The 14455-nt window shown below is 69.2% G+C and carries 17 protein-coding genes; 7 read left to right on the plus strand and 10 right to left on the minus strand.

Going from position 1 to position 14455, the window contains the following annotated elements; all coding sequences use genetic code 11:
* Nucleotides 1-7: 7 nt before the first annotated feature.
* Nucleotides 8-658, plus strand: a complete 651-nt coding sequence (locus OG205_RS19450; RefSeq protein WP_330277648.1) for a response regulator transcription factor — start codon at nt 8-10, stop codon at nt 656-658.
* The gene (locus tag OG205_RS19455) at nt 655-1923 is read left to right on the plus strand and encodes a sensor histidine kinase (RefSeq protein ID WP_330277649.1); all 1269 of its coding nucleotides are present in this window, start codon (nt 655-657) and stop codon (nt 1921-1923) included. Before OG205_RS19450 ends, OG205_RS19455 begins: the two co-directional genes overlap by 4 nt.
* Here the strand turns inward: OG205_RS19455 and OG205_RS19460 are convergent.
* Nucleotides 1880-2365: an SgcJ/EcaC family oxidoreductase gene (locus OG205_RS19460; protein WP_330277650.1), complete on the minus strand. Its 486-nt coding sequence runs from the start codon at nt 2363-2365 to the stop codon at nt 1880-1882. The genes OG205_RS19455 and OG205_RS19460 overlap by 44 nt on opposite strands.
* A 122-nt stretch (nt 2366-2487) precedes the next feature.
* On the opposite strand from OG205_RS19460, the gene OG205_RS19465 reads away from it, so the two are divergent.
* Nucleotides 2488-2865 carry a PH domain-containing protein gene (locus tag OG205_RS19465; RefSeq protein ID WP_319973472.1) on the plus strand — a complete coding sequence of 126 codons (378 nt, stop codon included), beginning with the start codon at nt 2488-2490 and terminating at the stop codon, nt 2863-2865.
* Nucleotides 2866-2869: 4 nt separating this feature from the next.
* Here the strand turns inward: OG205_RS19465 and OG205_RS19470 are convergent, their stop codons facing one another.
* Both OG205_RS19470 and OG205_RS19475 read right to left on the minus strand, forming a co-directional pair.
* Entirely contained in the window at nt 2870-3310 is a 441-nt protein-coding gene (locus tag OG205_RS19470; protein ID WP_330277651.1) for a DoxX family membrane protein, read from the minus strand.
* Between the two features lie 108 nt (nt 3311-3418).
* The gene (locus OG205_RS19475; RefSeq protein ID WP_330277652.1) at nt 3419-4084 is read right to left on the minus strand and encodes a winged helix-turn-helix transcriptional regulator; all 666 of its coding nucleotides are present in this window, start codon (nt 4082-4084) and stop codon (nt 3419-3421) included.
* Between the two features lie 94 nt (nt 4085-4178).
* On the opposite strand from OG205_RS19475, the gene OG205_RS19480 reads away from it, so the two are divergent.
* The 3 genes from OG205_RS19480 (at nt 4179) to OG205_RS19490 (ending at nt 6241) form a co-directional block, all read left to right on the plus strand.
* Nucleotides 4179-5324, plus strand: coding sequence for an acyl-CoA dehydrogenase family protein (locus OG205_RS19480; RefSeq protein WP_330277653.1), 1146 nt, complete (start codon nt 4179-4181; stop codon nt 5322-5324).
* Nucleotides 5325-5391: 67 nt separating this feature from the next.
* On the plus strand, nt 5392-5799 hold the full coding sequence (locus OG205_RS19485) for a VOC family protein (protein WP_330277654.1): 408 nt from the start codon (nt 5392-5394) through the stop codon (nt 5797-5799).
* A gap of 61 nt (nt 5800-5860) precedes the next feature.
* Nucleotides 5861-6241, plus strand: a complete 381-nt coding sequence (locus OG205_RS19490; RefSeq protein WP_177320260.1) for a class I SAM-dependent methyltransferase — start codon at nt 5861-5863, stop codon at nt 6239-6241.
* On the opposite strand, the gene OG205_RS19495 is transcribed toward OG205_RS19490, so the two are convergent.
* From OG205_RS19495 to OG205_RS19525, 7 genes are read right to left on the minus strand one after another with little or no spacing between them, the layout of a single operon-like run.
* Complete coding sequence (locus OG205_RS19495; RefSeq protein ID WP_330277655.1) at nt 6238-6720, minus strand: hypothetical protein; 483 nt, start codon at nt 6718-6720, stop codon at nt 6238-6240. The two genes, OG205_RS19490 and OG205_RS19495, sit on opposite strands and share 4 nt — an antisense overlap.
* Nucleotides 6721-6758: 38 nt before the next feature.
* Complete coding sequence (locus OG205_RS19500) at nt 6759-8432, minus strand: DUF2264 domain-containing protein (RefSeq protein WP_330277656.1); 1674 nt, start codon at nt 8430-8432, stop codon at nt 6759-6761.
* Complete coding sequence (locus tag OG205_RS19505; RefSeq protein ID WP_330277657.1) at nt 8429-9379, minus strand: hydroxyacid dehydrogenase; 951 nt, start codon at nt 9377-9379, stop codon at nt 8429-8431. Before OG205_RS19505 ends, OG205_RS19500 begins: the two co-directional genes overlap by 4 nt.
* Entirely contained in the window at nt 9376-10203 is an 828-nt protein-coding gene (locus tag OG205_RS19510; protein WP_330277658.1) for a carbohydrate ABC transporter permease, read from the minus strand. The genes OG205_RS19505 and OG205_RS19510 overlap by 4 nt, the downstream gene beginning before the upstream one ends.
* Nucleotides 10203-11078, minus strand: a complete 876-nt coding sequence (locus OG205_RS19515; RefSeq protein WP_330277659.1) for a carbohydrate ABC transporter permease — start codon at nt 11076-11078, stop codon at nt 10203-10205. The genes OG205_RS19510 and OG205_RS19515 overlap by 1 nt, the downstream gene beginning before the upstream one ends.
* Nucleotides 11075-12373, minus strand: coding sequence for an ABC transporter substrate-binding protein (locus OG205_RS19520; RefSeq protein WP_330277660.1), 1299 nt, complete (start codon nt 12371-12373; stop codon nt 11075-11077). Before OG205_RS19520 ends, OG205_RS19515 begins: the two co-directional genes overlap by 4 nt.
* Before the next feature lie 33 nt (nt 12374-12406).
* The gene (locus tag OG205_RS19525) at nt 12407-13435 is read right to left on the minus strand and encodes a substrate-binding domain-containing protein (RefSeq protein ID WP_330277661.1); all 1029 of its coding nucleotides are present in this window, start codon (nt 13433-13435) and stop codon (nt 12407-12409) included.
* A gap of 98 nt (nt 13436-13533) precedes the next feature.
* On the opposite strand from OG205_RS19525, the gene OG205_RS19530 reads away from it, so the two are divergent.
* Nucleotides 13534-14454: a TIGR01777 family oxidoreductase gene (locus OG205_RS19530; protein WP_330277662.1), complete on the plus strand. Its 921-nt coding sequence runs from the start codon at nt 13534-13536 to the stop codon at nt 14452-14454.
* Nucleotide 14455 lies beyond the last annotated feature (1 nt).

Below are 14455 nucleotides of genomic sequence, written 5' to 3' on the forward strand. Positions count from 1 at the left end.
AGCGCCCATGCGGGTGCTGCTGGTGGAGGACGACGAGCCGATCGCGGAATCGCTCACGCGCGGTCTGTCCCGCTACGGGTTCGAGGTCACGTGGGTGCGCACGGGTGCGGAAGCGCTGACGGCCGGGGAGTTCGCCCTGGTGCTCGTCGATCTCGGCCTGCCCGACATGGACGGCCTCGACGTCTGCCGTGAGCTGCGGGCGCGCGGGAACGTGCCGATCATCGTGATCAGCGCACGATCCGACGAGGTCGACCGGGTGGTCGGGCTGGAGATCGGCGCCGACGACTACGTCACCAAACCGTTCGGGGTGCGCGAGGTCGTCGCACGGATGCGTGCGGTTCTCCGGCGCGTGCAGCCTGCTCAACCTGAACCGGAGGTGCACGGGCGGGTGCGCATCGACCGGCGCGGGCGGCGGGTGCACCTCGACGGGGACGAGGTCGAACTGACGCCGAAGGAGTTCGACCTGCTGTCGTTCCTGGCCGAGGAGCCGGGCGCGGTGTTCACCCGCGAGCAGATCATGGAGGCGGTGTGGGACGAGAACTGGTTCGGCCCCACCAAGACGCTCGACGTGCACGTCGGCGTGTTGCGCCGCAAGCTCGGTGACGCGGCCTCGCTGGAGACCGTGCGGGGCGTGGGATTCCGGCTGGTGCTCCCGTGATCCGCCAGCTCGCCTGGAGCTACGTGCTGCTGGTGGCGGTGGCGATCGCCGCGTTCACGGTGCCGGTGGCGTTCACGCTGAACACCCAGATCTACGGCGATGCCGTGAACACCGCCCGCCGTGAGGCCGACACCGCCGCGTTGCTGCTCGCGTCGGGCGACATCAGGTCGTTGAACGCCTTGGTGGACGCCTACGAACGGCAGACGCCCGGCCAGATCGACGTCCTCGAACCCCAGGCGGAGTCGACGGTCTGGGACGACGAGGGACTGAAGCTCACGGTTCCGGCGAAGACGCCCGACGGCACGGTCGTCGGCGCGATCCGGCTGTCCTATCCGGACGGTCTGATCACGCAACGGTTGTGGCAGATCTGGGGTTTCCGGGCCGCGCTCGCCGTGGGCGTGCTGATCCTGGCGGCGTTCCTGGGACTGTGGCTGGCGCGCAGGGTCACCCGGCCGTTGCGCGAGCTGAACGCGATGGCGGGCCGGCTGCGTGACGGCGACCTGACCGCGCGCGCCGAGGAGACGGGACCGCCGGAGACCCGCACGCTCGCCAGGACGCTGAACACCGCCACCGAGACGATCGGCACGCTGGTCGGCTCGCAGCGGGCGTTCATCGGCGACGCCTCGCACCAGCTCCGCACCCCGCTGACCGCGCTGCGGCTCTCGCTCGACAACGTGGCCGACGGCGTCGACGACCCGGTGGTCCGCGAGGACGTCGACATGGCGACGGCCGAGGTCGTGCGGATGTCGCGGCTGGTCAACGGCCTGCTGGCGCTGGCACGGGCCGAGGCGGACGTTCCCCACCCCGAACCGGTGCAGGTGCTCGACGTCGTCGCGGAACGGTTCACCGCGTGGCGCGCCGCCGCGGACGAACGCTCGATCTCCCTGGTCAGTGAGGGCTTCGACATCCGAGTCCTCGCGACGCCGGGGCACCTCGAGCAGGTGCTGGACAACGTGCTGTCCAACGCGCTGGAGGTGTCCCCGGACGGCGCCACGATCCTCGTCCGCACCACGCGGCCGGGCCTGGTGGAGATCATCGACGCCGGCCCCGGCCTGCCGGAGGCCGACCGGGCGCGGGCGTTCGACAGGTTCTGGCGTGGTCAGGGCCTCACCGGCAAGGGCGGCTCGGGCCTGGGCCTCGCGATCGTCAAGCAGCTCGTCACCGACGACGGCGGCGCGGTGTCGCTGGAGGCCTCGTCCAGCGGCGGGTTGTGCGTGCGGATCAGGCTTGCTCCGGCATCGCCGACGAGTGGTGGTTCACGATGAGCCACTCCCCGCCGATCTTCTCGTAGACGAACGTGTAGCGGGCGTCCACGGTCGTCGGCTTGCCGTCCTTGGTGAGCGAGAACCGGTAGGTGCCCGCGTCGATCGCGTCGTCGGCGTCGAGGACGGCGACGTGCGAGTCGAGGATCTCGCCGCTCGGCTTGTTCAGCAGGAAGTGCTCGAAGTAGTCGACGATCTCGGCCCGCGTGGACCGCACCTGGTTCGACACCGTGGGCAGCAGAACCGCGTTCGGAGCGTAGCGATCGGCCACCTTCTGGGGGTCCCCCGTGGCGAGGGCGGTGTTCCAGTCGGCGAACAACGCCTTGATCTGCTCGGGCGCCGGCGCCGCCTCCGTGGTGGCGGATTGCGCTGGGGCGCTGGCACATCCGACGAGCAGGGCGCTGACTCCCGCCAGTCCGGCGGCGGCGATGAGGTTCTTGCGCATTGTGTCGTTCTCCCCGATCGAGTGGCTGTTGAGATCCACTTTCGGGCTACGACGGGAAGCGCTCGGACAGCAGAGGCCCAGTACCGGGACAAGCTTTGGGAAAGCCTGGTAAACGTGGACGTATGGGACTTCTCAGCGGAATGATGGGGAACGCGTCGAAGCTCGACCCGCGGGACGCCGCGAAGGAGTTCGGGCGGCTGCTGGCGCAGGGGGAGCAGATCCACGCGGCGTACCAGCTGGTGCGGGACTCGTTCCTGTTCACCGACCGGAGGCTGATCCTGGTCGACAAGCAGGGCATGACGGGCAAGAAGGTCGAGTACCACTCCGTGCCCTACAAGGCGATCACGCAGTTCTCGGTCGAGACGGCCGGCCACTTCGACATGGACGCGGAACTGAAGATCTGGGTCTCCAGCGCCGACGCCCCGATCTCCAAGCAGTTCGGCAAGGGCGTCGACGTCTACGAGGTGCAGGCACTGCTCGCCGCGTTCATGGCGCGGTAGAGGTCTAGCGGGCCTGGAGCATCGGGCGGAACTTGTCGCGGTACGCCCACGCGAGACCGATCTCGGCCAGCACCACCAGGATCGCGATGCCGAGACCGGACGGCTCCAGGAAGACGTGGATCAGGAAGATGTTCACGACCATCGGAGCCAGCATCGCGAGGGCCAGCGGGACGAACCGGCCGATCACCAGCAGGACACCGGCGACCAGCTGCACACCCGAGGCCAGCTGCAGCATGTAACCGGTGGCGTACAAGGCGGTCGTGAACGCCACCCCGGCGGGCGCCATCGTGCTCGGATCCGGTGCGGGCATGAAGTTCAGGAACCCGTTCAGGCCGGTGACGGTGAACAGCAGGCCGGTCAGCACGCGGGTCACGAGCGTCGCGTGGCGAGCGGCGGCCGACTTGCGAACAACAACGGCGGGGGTGGTGGTGATCGTGGCGGTCATGTCGAGTTCCTCCTGGGCTGTCGTGTCCTTCCACTGATGCGTCGAACGGGCACCAGCCCGGATCGACACGACAGCCCAGAAAATCTTCGAAATTCTTGTCGCCGCTGGTCAGGCGTCCGCCTTGGCGGCGCGCACGTGCTCCGCGACCGGGCTGAGCTTCAGCCACCCCGGCAGGCCGCGCACCACCCAGCGCGACCCGGTCAGCTCGATCGTGCCCGCGCGCACCGCGTCGAGCAGGCCGACCTCGCCCTCCCACATCCGGTAGAGCGTCGCGATGTCGGACGCCAGCACGGCGTCGACCTCCAGGCCGGGGTCGGTGTAGCAGATCGAGGCGTCACCGGGTTCGACGACGAGCCAGAACGTGCGGCGCCGGTCGTGGATGCGGACCTCGATGTTCGCGCGCTTGCTCAGCGTGCCGGTGTCGATGCGGCCGTGCATCCACCACATCAGCACCTCGGGGTCGAGTTCGTCGGCGCGCGGATCACCGAACGCGTACCGGGCGCCCCAGTCGGCGAGGCCGAACACGAGGGGGCGCAACGCCAGTCCGGGCGGCGTCAGCGTGTAGCCGTCGCCGTTGCGCTGCACCAGACCGGCGTTCGCCAGCTGCCGCAGCCGTCGTGACAACAGGGCCCGCGAGAGTCCCGGCAGGCCGCGGGAGAGCTCGTTGAAGCGCGAGGCACCGATGAGCATGTCCCGCACGATCAGCAACGTCCACCGGTCGCCCAGCACCTCGACGGCGCGGACGATCGGGCAGTACTGCGCATACGTCCTCACAGGGAAAGTCTCCGTCGCCGCGGGAGTTTCGTTACCGCCGTCCGGTTCACTTTCAGAACTACCTGCGAGGCTTGCGCGTTCTTACGTTTGTCGCATGACAACACTTGAGACACCGCGGGTGACCAGCACGTTCCCCACCGTGACCAGAGACGACGACGCGAAGTTCGTGGAGATGGCCGCCCGCATCGGCGCGATCGCGGCCGCCCACGCGGCGGAGCACGATCGCGACGCCACGTTCGTGAGCGAGGCGTACGAGGCCATGCGCGAAGAGGGCTACCTGGCGTTGGCCGTACCCGAGGACCTGGGCGGGCTCGGCGCCACGATGCGCCAGGTCTGCTACGCCCAGGCCGAGCTCGCCAGACACGACGGCGCGACCGCGCTGGCTGTCACGATGCACCTGTACCTGACGCTGATGCAGGGATATCGCCGGCGCAAGGGCGCGCCGGACGCGGAAGGCGTGCTGCGGCGCGTGGCGGCGGAAGGCCTGGTCATCGCTACCAGCGGCGGCTCGGACTGGCTGTGGCCCACGACGACGGCGACACCGGTGGACGGCGGTTTCCTGGTGAGCGGCCGCAAGGCGTTCTGCAGCCAGTCGCCGCGGGCGAACGTCGTGGCCACGTCCGCTGTGCTCGGCGAAGAGGTGCTGCACTTCAGCGCCCCGCTGAACGCCGACGGCGTGCGCATCGAGGAAACGTGGGACACGCTCGGCATGCGCGGCACGGCCAGCCACGACGTCGTGCTGGAGGACGTGTTCATCCCCGCTGAGAAGATCGCCGCCCGCCGGCCGTACGGCGAGTTCGGCGCGCCCCTGTTCGCCGCGGTCGTCCACTTCGCACCGGTGTGCGGGGCGACGTACTTCGGCATCGCGTCGGGTGCGCGGGACGTGGCCGTGCGGACGACGTCGAAGAACGCCACCAGGCAGATCGGGCTGATGGACTACAAGCTGCGCACCGCGTGGTGGTCGCTGATGGGCTCGATCGAGGAGCTCGGCGACGACTACACGGCCAACGCCGAGTCGACCATCACCGTGATGCTGGCCAAGCGGCAGACCGTCGTGGAGGCGATCGAGGTCGTCGACATCGCGATGGAGGTCCTGGGTGGACGGTCGTTCTTCAAGCGGTCACCGCTGGAACGCGCCTACCGCGACGTGCGCGCCGGAACGTTCCACCCGCTCACACCCGAAGCCACACTCATGTACACGGGCAAGGTCGCTCAGGGTGACTCCGGTGTTACCGAGTAAGTTCAAGTTGTAGGTGTACCAAGGGTTTGCGAGGATGCGCATCCGTCTTCCAGAAGGAGCGATTCCGGTGGCCACTCGCCTCAACCCGTACATCAGCTTCGACGGTCAAGCCCGCCAGGCGATGGAGTTCTACCAGTCGGTCTTCGGCGGCGAACTGAAGATGAACACCTTCGGCGAGTTCGGCATGCAGGACACGCCGCAGGCCGACCAGATCATGCACGCGCAGCTGGAGACCGACGCCGGCTACACGATCATGGCCGCCGACACGCCTCCCGGCATGGAGTACAGGTCCGGCTCCAGCATCACGGTGTCGCTGTCGGGCGACGAGGAAGTGCTGCGCGACTACTTCAACGCCCTCGCCGACGGCGGCAAGGTCGGTACCCCGCTGGAGAAGCAGATGTGGGGCGACGAGTACGGCGACCTCGTCGACAAGTTCGGCGTCAGCTGGATGGTCAACCTGGGCGGACTGGGCTGATCCCTGTCAGGCGGGGCTGCGGGAGTAGCCCCGCCCGCCGTGCTGACGCATCCTGTGGACCATGAGCGAGCGTCTGCGGGGTGTGGTCGGCCAACTCGCCATCCGGCCCGGCGACCGGGTGCTGGAGATCGGCTGCGGTCAGGGCGTGGCCGCCACCCTGGTGTGCGAACTGCTGTCCACCGGCACGCTCACCGCGATCGACCGCTCCACCAAGATGATCGAGGCCGCGACCCGCCGCAACGCGCCGTACGTGGCGTCGGGCAAGGCCGAGTTCCTCATCGCGTCGCTGGAGGACATGAACCTCGGCGACCGGCGGTTCGACCTGGTGTTCGCGGTGCGGGTCGGGCTGTTCCACCGCGATCCCGGCCGGGCGAACGCGCTGCTGGAACCGTGGCTGGCGCCCGGTGCGCGGGTGCTCTCGTTCTTCGACGTGCCGGTCTAGATCCGGCCGAACAGGTCGGTGATCAGCTTCTTCGACGGCTCGACGCCCGCCGGTGACATCACTTCGATCTGCGTCTTGCCCTTGCGCGCGGCCACCGTGTGCTGAGCGGTCTCGGCACCGCCGGCCGACGCCTCGTAGGCCTCGTCGAACAGGCCCTCGAGCGCCTTGGCCTTCTCCGGCTTGCCCTTGGCGAACGTCGTGGCGGTCGCGTTCGCCGTGAACCGCACCTCGACCGGCATGCCCGCACCCACGTACCGGCAGGTCGTGACCGCCTTGTCGACCGTCTCCTGCTGGCCCTGCAGCCGCAGCCCGAGCGCCTTGCCCACCACGGAGGAGTTGGCGTTCGCGCAGTTGGGGCCGTTGCCCGCGGGCTGCTCGACGGTGGTCGGGGCCGGCGGCACCTGCGACGGCGCGGCCTCCGGGGTGGAGGTGCAGGCGGCGAGCAGGAACGCGGCGGCGGCGAGAAGGGTGATGCGCACATCCCTTCATCGGGCCTGCCGCCGCCGCGTTACCCCGTTCAGGCGTCCAGGGTCAGCCGGAGGATCTCGTCGACACGGGCATTCCAGTCGACTTCCGCGACGGTGCCGTCGAGCACCGCCACCGCCGCGAGCGTCACGGTGCCCTCGACGTCCGCGGTCAGCACGGGGACCTTCGCCGTGGCGGTGAACGCCGTGCCCTGCGGCGCGGCCCGCGACTCCTCGCCGGTCCAGCCCCGCACCCCGACCAGCGGGGACGGCAGGTCCGTGGCCCAGCCGGTGAGCTCGGCCCTCGTGCCGGGCGGTGCGCCGATCACGCGGTGGATGCGCAGCTCCTGGTCGTCCCATACGGCCGTGACGCTCTCGATCCGCAGGCCCGGCACCATGGGCTGGTTCGCGTCGAACACCGGCCGGTGCCAGGACGCGGCCCAGTTGTCCGCCGCGCCCAGCGGGTGGATCCGCCTGCGCACGCTGCGGTCGCCCCGGACGACCAGGCTGATGTGGTTGTCGGCGACGTTGTGCCGCACCGTCGGGCCGCTGGCCGTCGAGTAGGCGAAGCGGCTGTAGAGCGGGTCGTCCTCGGTCGCGTACTCGCCCTCGAACGGACGGACGTGGTCGCTGCCGTGGTTGTGCAGCCGCGTCACGCCGTTGTGCCGCTGGATCAGGAAACCCGGTCCGGGCAGTGCGAGCGTGCGGTCCTCGTCCGGGCTCTCCTCCTGCGCTGTCCACAGTGGATGCTCCGGACCGGCGAGCAGGCAGACGAACGCCTTCGACGCCCAGTAGGGCGAGGCCGGTCCGGAGTAGACCTGGAGGCCGGCCTCGTGCGGGCCGTGCCAGCCGAGACTGAGCAGGCCGTCGGACAGCGATCCCCGGTCGAGGAAGTACTGGAGGGTCTGGCCGATGAGGTGGCGGGAGTGGCCGGGGCTCAGCGGCGTCTCACCGGTGACCGCGCCCAGTGCCACGGCCGACGCGGCGGCGAAGCGGTAGGTGAGCGACCGTCCGAAGTAGAGCGGGGCTCCGTCCGCGCCGAACAGCAGGTGGAAGCTCTCCAGGTGCTCGCGCAGGTGCGTGGTGACCGGCCGGCCGTTCAGGTGCGCGTCCAGCGCCGGGTAGAGGTGCAGCGCCCAGCCGTTGTAGTGGTCGAACGCGCGGCCGTCGCCGTCGGAGTACCAGCCGTCGCCGACGTACCAGCCTTCGAGCAGTTCCATGGCGCGGTCCTGAGCCCGCCGAGTCTCGTCGTCACCGCGTCCGGCCGACTCCAGGAACGACGCCACGGTGTACGGGAAGAAGTACCAGTTGTTGGCGGCGGGAACGTGCCGCAGCGCCTCCCGCAGCCAGGCCTCCGCCCGGTCCTGCACGGCCTCGGGCAGCTTGTCCCAGAGCCACGGTTTGGTGAGGCGCAGGCTCAGCGCCACCGAGGCCGACTCGACCATGGGCTGGCCGACGTCGAAGATCGCGGGCCACTCCCCCGCCGTCCCGGCCGCCAGCCCCGCGGCGTAGCGCTCCAGCCAGTTGTGCGGGTCCTCGCCGTGCGCGGTGCGGAAGGCGGCGGCGAGGAACGTGCGGGCGTACCCCTCCAGCCCGTCCGACCGGACACCGCTGCGGGACGGCCGGCCCGGCAGATCCAGAAACGCCTGGTCCGGGGACGCGTATCGCCAGGCGGAGCCCAGCAGCGCGTCCGCTGTGTCGACCCACTGTTCGCGGCTGTGGCTCACGCGATGTGTTCCCTTCGTTCCGCGGGTACGGGCGTCTCGAACGGCTCGCCGGCCGCCCATCTGCGGACCTCTCCGAGCGCGTGCTGCCCGAGGCGGTCCCACTCGTTGCCCTGCGACCCGGCCAGGTGGGGCGTGATGAGCACGTTGTCGTTGCGCCACAACGGATGGTCCGCCGGCAGCACCTCGGGATCGGTCACGTCGAGCACCGCTCTGATCCGGCCCGCCTCGCCCGCCAGCGCGTCCTGGTCCACGACGGCACCTCGGGCGGTGTTGATCAGCACGGCGTCGTCGCGCAGCAGGCCGAGCAGCTCGGCGCTGACCAGCCCGACGGTCTCCGGCAGCAACGGCGTGTGCACGCTGACCACGCCGCTGCGCTCGAACAGCTCGGTGATGCTCACGGACTCGGCACCGTCCACTTCGGTCACGAACGGATCGTGCACCAGCACCTGGAAATCGTAGGGCGCCAGCAGCTCGATCACCCGCCGGCCGATCATCGACGCGGACAGGATGCCGACCGTGGCGCCGAAGTTGCCCACGGACGGCGAGACCCCGTACACCGACATCCGCTTGGTCTCGCGGTACTCGCGGGCGCGTTCGAGCACCCGTTTGCCGCTCAGCAGGATCATCGCGACGGTGTACTCGGCGACCGGCAGCGCGTTGGCCTGGGCGGCCGACGACACCGCGATGCCGCGGTCCCAGCAGGCGTCGGTGACGAAGCCCTTGACCGACCCGGCGGTGTGCACGATCGCTTTCAGACTGGGGAGTGCCGCGAGCACCTCGGCGGTGATCGGCGGGCAGCCCCAGCCCGTGACGAGCAGGTCGACGTCGGGCACGCCAGCGAAATCCTCGCTGACGCCCTCGAAGTCGCACAACGCTTTCAGATCGTGGAGCACGGGCGCGAGGACGGCGGCGGCGGCCTCCTCCGACATCACGCCCGCGGCCCTCACTTGACGGCTCCCGCGGTCATGCCGGCCTTCCAGAACCGTTGCAGCAACATGAACGCGAGAATCAGCGGCAGCACCGCGAAGAGAGATCCCATGATCACCACCGGGTAGTACTCGGGAGACACCGTGGCCGAACTGTTCCACTGGTAGAGGCCGAGGCTGACGGGGTAGAGCTTCTGGTCGGACAGCATCACCATCGGCAGGAAGAAGTTGTTCCAGATCGTGGTGAGCTGGAACAGGAACAGCGTCACCATGCCCGGCCCCAGCATCCGCAGAGCGACCTTGAAGTACGTGGCGAGGTCGCCCGCTCCGTCGATGCGGGCGGCTTCCAGCACCTCGTCCGGCACGTAGCCCTGGGAGAAGATCCGGCCGAGGTAGACGCCGAACGGGTTGAACAGCGCCGGGATGAACACCGCCCAGAACGTGTTCACCAGGCCCGCCTCGGACGCCATCAGGTACAGCGGCAGCGCGAGCACGGTCTGCGGCACCATCACGGCCGCGAGCACGAGCCCGAAGAGCTTCTCCTTGTGACGGAACGAGTACTTGTCGAACGCGTACCCCGAGGCGATGGAGATGAACGCGCTGACGGCGGCACCGATCACCGCGTACAGCAGGCTGTTGAGGTACCAGCGCCCGTACAGGCCCTTGTCCATCGCGAACAGGTTCTTGACGTTCTCCACCAACGAGAAGCCACCGAACAGGTCGCTGTTGAACAGGGCGTCGACGTTCTTGGTGGCGGCGAGCAGCAGCCACATCACCGGCAGCAGGGTGTAGAGCACCGCTACGCCGATGACCACGTTCACCGTGGTCCGGCCGAGGAGGGTCATCAGGCGGCCTTCCTGTTCGTCCAGCGGGTGACGCCGAAGGACAGCGCGACCGTGAAGGCCAGCAGGATCACGGACGCGGCCGCGGCGAGGCCGTAGTTGTTGCGGGTGAAGGCGGCGTCGTAGATGTACATGCTCGGCGAGAACCGGGCGCTGATCATCGGTGTGGACTGGCTGAGCAGCACGGGTTCGGTGAACAGCTGCAGTGCCCAGATGAGCGTGAAGATGCCGACCGTGACGATCGCGCCGCGCACCAGCGGTGCCTTGATCCGCAGCGCCTGCTTGACCGGGCCCGCTCCGTCCACGACGGACGCTTCCAGCACCTCTCGCGGCACGGCCTGCAACGCCGCGTAGAAGATCACCATGTTGTAGCCGAGGTTGCTCCACAGGGCGATGTTCACGATCGACGGCAGAACCGTGTGGATGCCGAGGAAGTTGATCTGGATGTCGGCCTGGGCGAACAGTTCGATGATCGGGCTCAACCCCGGCGTGTAGAGGTAGAGCCAGATCAGGGCCGCGATGATGCCCGGAACGGCGTGCGGCAGGTACAGGCCCATCTGCATCCAGCTGCGCAGCTTCGCCACCCCGGAGTCCAGCAGCAACGCGAGGGTGAGCGCGCCGACGACCATCAGCGGGATGTAGAGCAGGCAGTACAGGACCACGGTCAGGAGACCGTTGAGGAACGTCGGGTCGCTGAGCACTGCCACGTAGCTGCGCAGGCCGACGAACACCGTGCTCTCCGGGCCGAAGCCCAGTCCCGGCTGGTCGGCGGCGAAGAAGCTGAGCCAGACCGCGGTGCCGGTCGGGATCAGGAACACCGTGACCAGCAACAGGAAGAACGGCGCCATCAGGACGGCGCAGGCGAGTCTGCTCTTCATCGCGCACCCTCCTCAGTGGACAGACCGAGGGCCTTGAGGTCCGGCATCGTGCCGCTCTGGGCCGTCCGCACCGCGTCGATCAGCGTGCCCTCACCGGCGCCGGCCTTCGCGAACCCGTCCTGCATCACCTTCAGCGTGGCGGTCATTCGCGGCCCCCACACCCAGCCGTCGCGGACCTTGTTCGCCTCCCGTTCGAAGAGCCGGTAGATGTCCTGACCGCCGTAGTACTCGCCGGGGAACGCCTTGGCACCCGCCTCGACCAGGCCGGGCGCGACCGGGTACTGGCTGCTGGTGCCGCTCTTCAGCCGAGCCGTCAGCGCGTCCGGGTGGGTGCACTGCCACTCGATGAACTCCATCGCGGCCTCGGGTTCCTGGGAGTCCTTGGTGACCGCGAACGTCGAACCGCCGTGCGTGCCGACGACCTGCTCGTCCCAGATCGGCATGGCGGCGATGCGCCACTTGCCCTTCTGCGCCGGCCTCGCCCGCATCTGCGCGCCCGCGTCCCAGGCGCCGCTGAGCCTCGTGATCACGCGGTCCTGGCCGATCTGGGCGTCGTGCTGCTTGCTGTCGCCGGCGTTGCGGAACACCAGGTCCTCGTCGATCAGCCCCTGCCAGTAGTCCGCGACCTTGCGCGTGGGCTCGTCCGCCAGCGACACCCGCCACTTGCCGCCGCTGGTGTCGAACCACTGCGCGCCGGCCTGCCAGGCGTGGCAGGCGAACTGCGTGCCGCCATCCGTCGGGAAGATCGTGAGCCTCTTGTCCGGGAACTTGCTCCGCACGGTGCGGGCGAGCCCGGCGAACTCGTCCCAGGTCGTCGGGATCTCGAAACCGTTGGCCTGGAACAGGTCCTCGCGGTAGTGCAGGACCATCGGCTCGATGTCGAGCGGGACGCTGAACACGCGGTTGTCGAAGGTCGTGAGCTTGAGTGCCTGCGGCAGGAGCTTCTGCTTCAGGCGATCGGTCACGAGGTCGGTGATGTCCCTGGCGACGCCGTCGATCGCATACCCCGGGACCTGCGGGTACTCGATCGTGGCGATGTCCGGTGCGTTGCCCGCACGAGCCGCGTTGCTGAGCTTGGCGTAGCCGCCCTGCCCACCGGAGGGGATCTGCTGGAAGACCACCCTGATGCGGTTCTGCGAGGAGTTGAACGCGTCGACGACCTGCTGACTACCTCGCAGGGCCGACCAGAACGTGATCTCTACCGGACCTCCGGCACCGCGGCGTTGCGGAGTGGAGCAGGCCGCCAATGGTGCCGTGAGACCCGCCGCGAGAAGTGTGCGACGACTCAGGCGCATGAAGCGCATCCTGATCGCCTGATCGCTTTGCCGTCAAGAAACGGTCAAACGCTCAGTCGATGAGCGGATCTTCAACGTCGGCAGCAACTCGATGCGTTCGGTGGCCGCGACCTCCCCTTTCAGCTTCCGAAGCAGCAGCTCCGCGGCGACCCGGCCCACCTCGGTCTTCGGCGGCGCGACGGCCGTGAGCGGGATGCTGCCGAGCGACGCGACCACATCGTCGTACGCGACGACCGAGCACATCCGCGGCACCTCCATCCCGGCGTGCATCATCTGCTGGACCAGCATCAACGCGTCCTCGTCGCCGTGCAGCACCGCCGCCGTCGCCCGATGCTTCCGCAGCACGTCCACGAGCCCGGTGTCCGGTGAGCTCCGCACCGTGACGGCGTCCTCCAGGTCCGCCGAGATCTCCCGGAACGCCCTGCGCAGCACCCGCGCCGTCGGGCTGTCGTCACGTGCGGCCAGCACGATCCGACGGTGGCCGAGGTCGGTCAGGTGCTTCACGGCCAGATGCATGCCATACCAGTGGTCCGAGCACACGGAGTTCATCGCCCGCAGTCCTCCGCTCGGGCGGCGTTCCATGAGAACGGTCGGCACGCCGGTGTCCGCGAGCCAGTCGTCCTCGGTCTCCTCCTCGAACGTCCGCCAGCGCGGCGCCATCAGCAGCCCCTGCACCTGCTCGGTCAGCGCCTTCTCGACGATGGGCCGTTCCGCGCCCCTGACCTGCGGCGCGATGTGCAGGACGACCCGCATGCCGGCCTCTTCGAGCGTCTTGCGGGCGCCGTTCATCGTCTCGTACAGGTACGTGTGGCGCTCCGGCACGACGAGTGCGATCGCGCCGTTCGTGGCCTGCTTCGGCACCGGCTGCTCGACCGGCGTGAGCGACCGCGCGACCCCGTGCCCGCGGCGCAGTTTGCCGAGCCGGGCGAGCTCCTCGACGTCCCGCCGGATCGTGACGATCGAAACGTCCAGTTCCTCGGCCAGATCGCTCACCCTGACCGTGCCCCGCGACGCTGTGACGGCCAGAATTCGCTGCCGCCGTGCCTCGCTGGACTCCCGCATGACCGACCGCCTGTTCGTTTGAGCGTTTTGCCGGAGCATAGCTGAAACACCTCTCAGCGATCGGGGACTAGCGTCGGCACCGAGGGGGACGACCAGACATGAAGATCGTGATTCCAGGCGGTACCGGGCAGGTCGGCGGCGTGCTGACCCGCGCGCTCAGGGCGGCGGGCCACGACGTGGTGATCATCAGTCGTAGCGCCGGCGTGCGGTGGGACGGCCACACGCTGGGCAGGTGGGCCGAACAGATCGACGGCGCCGACGTCGTGATCAACCTGGCCGGGCGGAGCGTGAGCTGCCGCTACACCGCGGAGAACCTGCGGCAGATGATGCGGTCGCGGATCGATTCGGCGCGGGTCGTCGGCGAGGCCATCGCGAAGGCGGACAACCCGCCCGCGGTCTGGCTGCAGATGAGCACCGCGACGATCTACGCGCACCGGTTCGACGCGGCCAACGACGAGGAGACCGGGGTCATCGGCGGACGCGAGCCGGACGTGCCGGGGTACTGGGCGTACAGCGTCGAGATCGCCAAGCGCTGGGAGGCCGAGCTGGACGAGGCCGACACGCCGGGCACCCGCAAGGTCGCGCTGCGGTCCGCGATGGTGATGAGCCCCGACCGCGGTGGCGTGTTCGACTACCTGTCGTGGCTGGCCCGGCTCGGGCTGGGCGGCCCGGTGGCGGGCGGGCGCCAGTACGTCTCGTGGATCCACGACGACGACTTCGTGCGGGCGGTCGCGTTGCTGATCAGGGAACCGATCGCGGGCCCGGTCAACCTGGCGGCGCCGGGCCCGGTGCCGCAGCGGGAGTTCATGCGCGACCTCCGCCAGGCGTGGAACGTGCCGGTGGGGCTGCCCGCGACCCGCTGGATGGCAGGGCTCGGGGCGTTCGCCCTGCGCACCGACACCGAGCTGCTGCTCAAGAGCCGCCGGGTCGTACCGGGAAGGCTCACCGAGGCCGGATTCGAGTTCCACTTCCCGAACTGGCGGGAGGCGGCGCAGAATCTGGCTGAGCGCAGGAGGTGAC

Source organism: Lentzea sp. NBC_00516 (assembly GCF_036346835.1).
In the GTDB taxonomy this organism is placed as follows: Bacteria; Actinomycetota; Actinomycetes; order Mycobacteriales; family Pseudonocardiaceae; genus Lentzea; species Lentzea sokolovensis.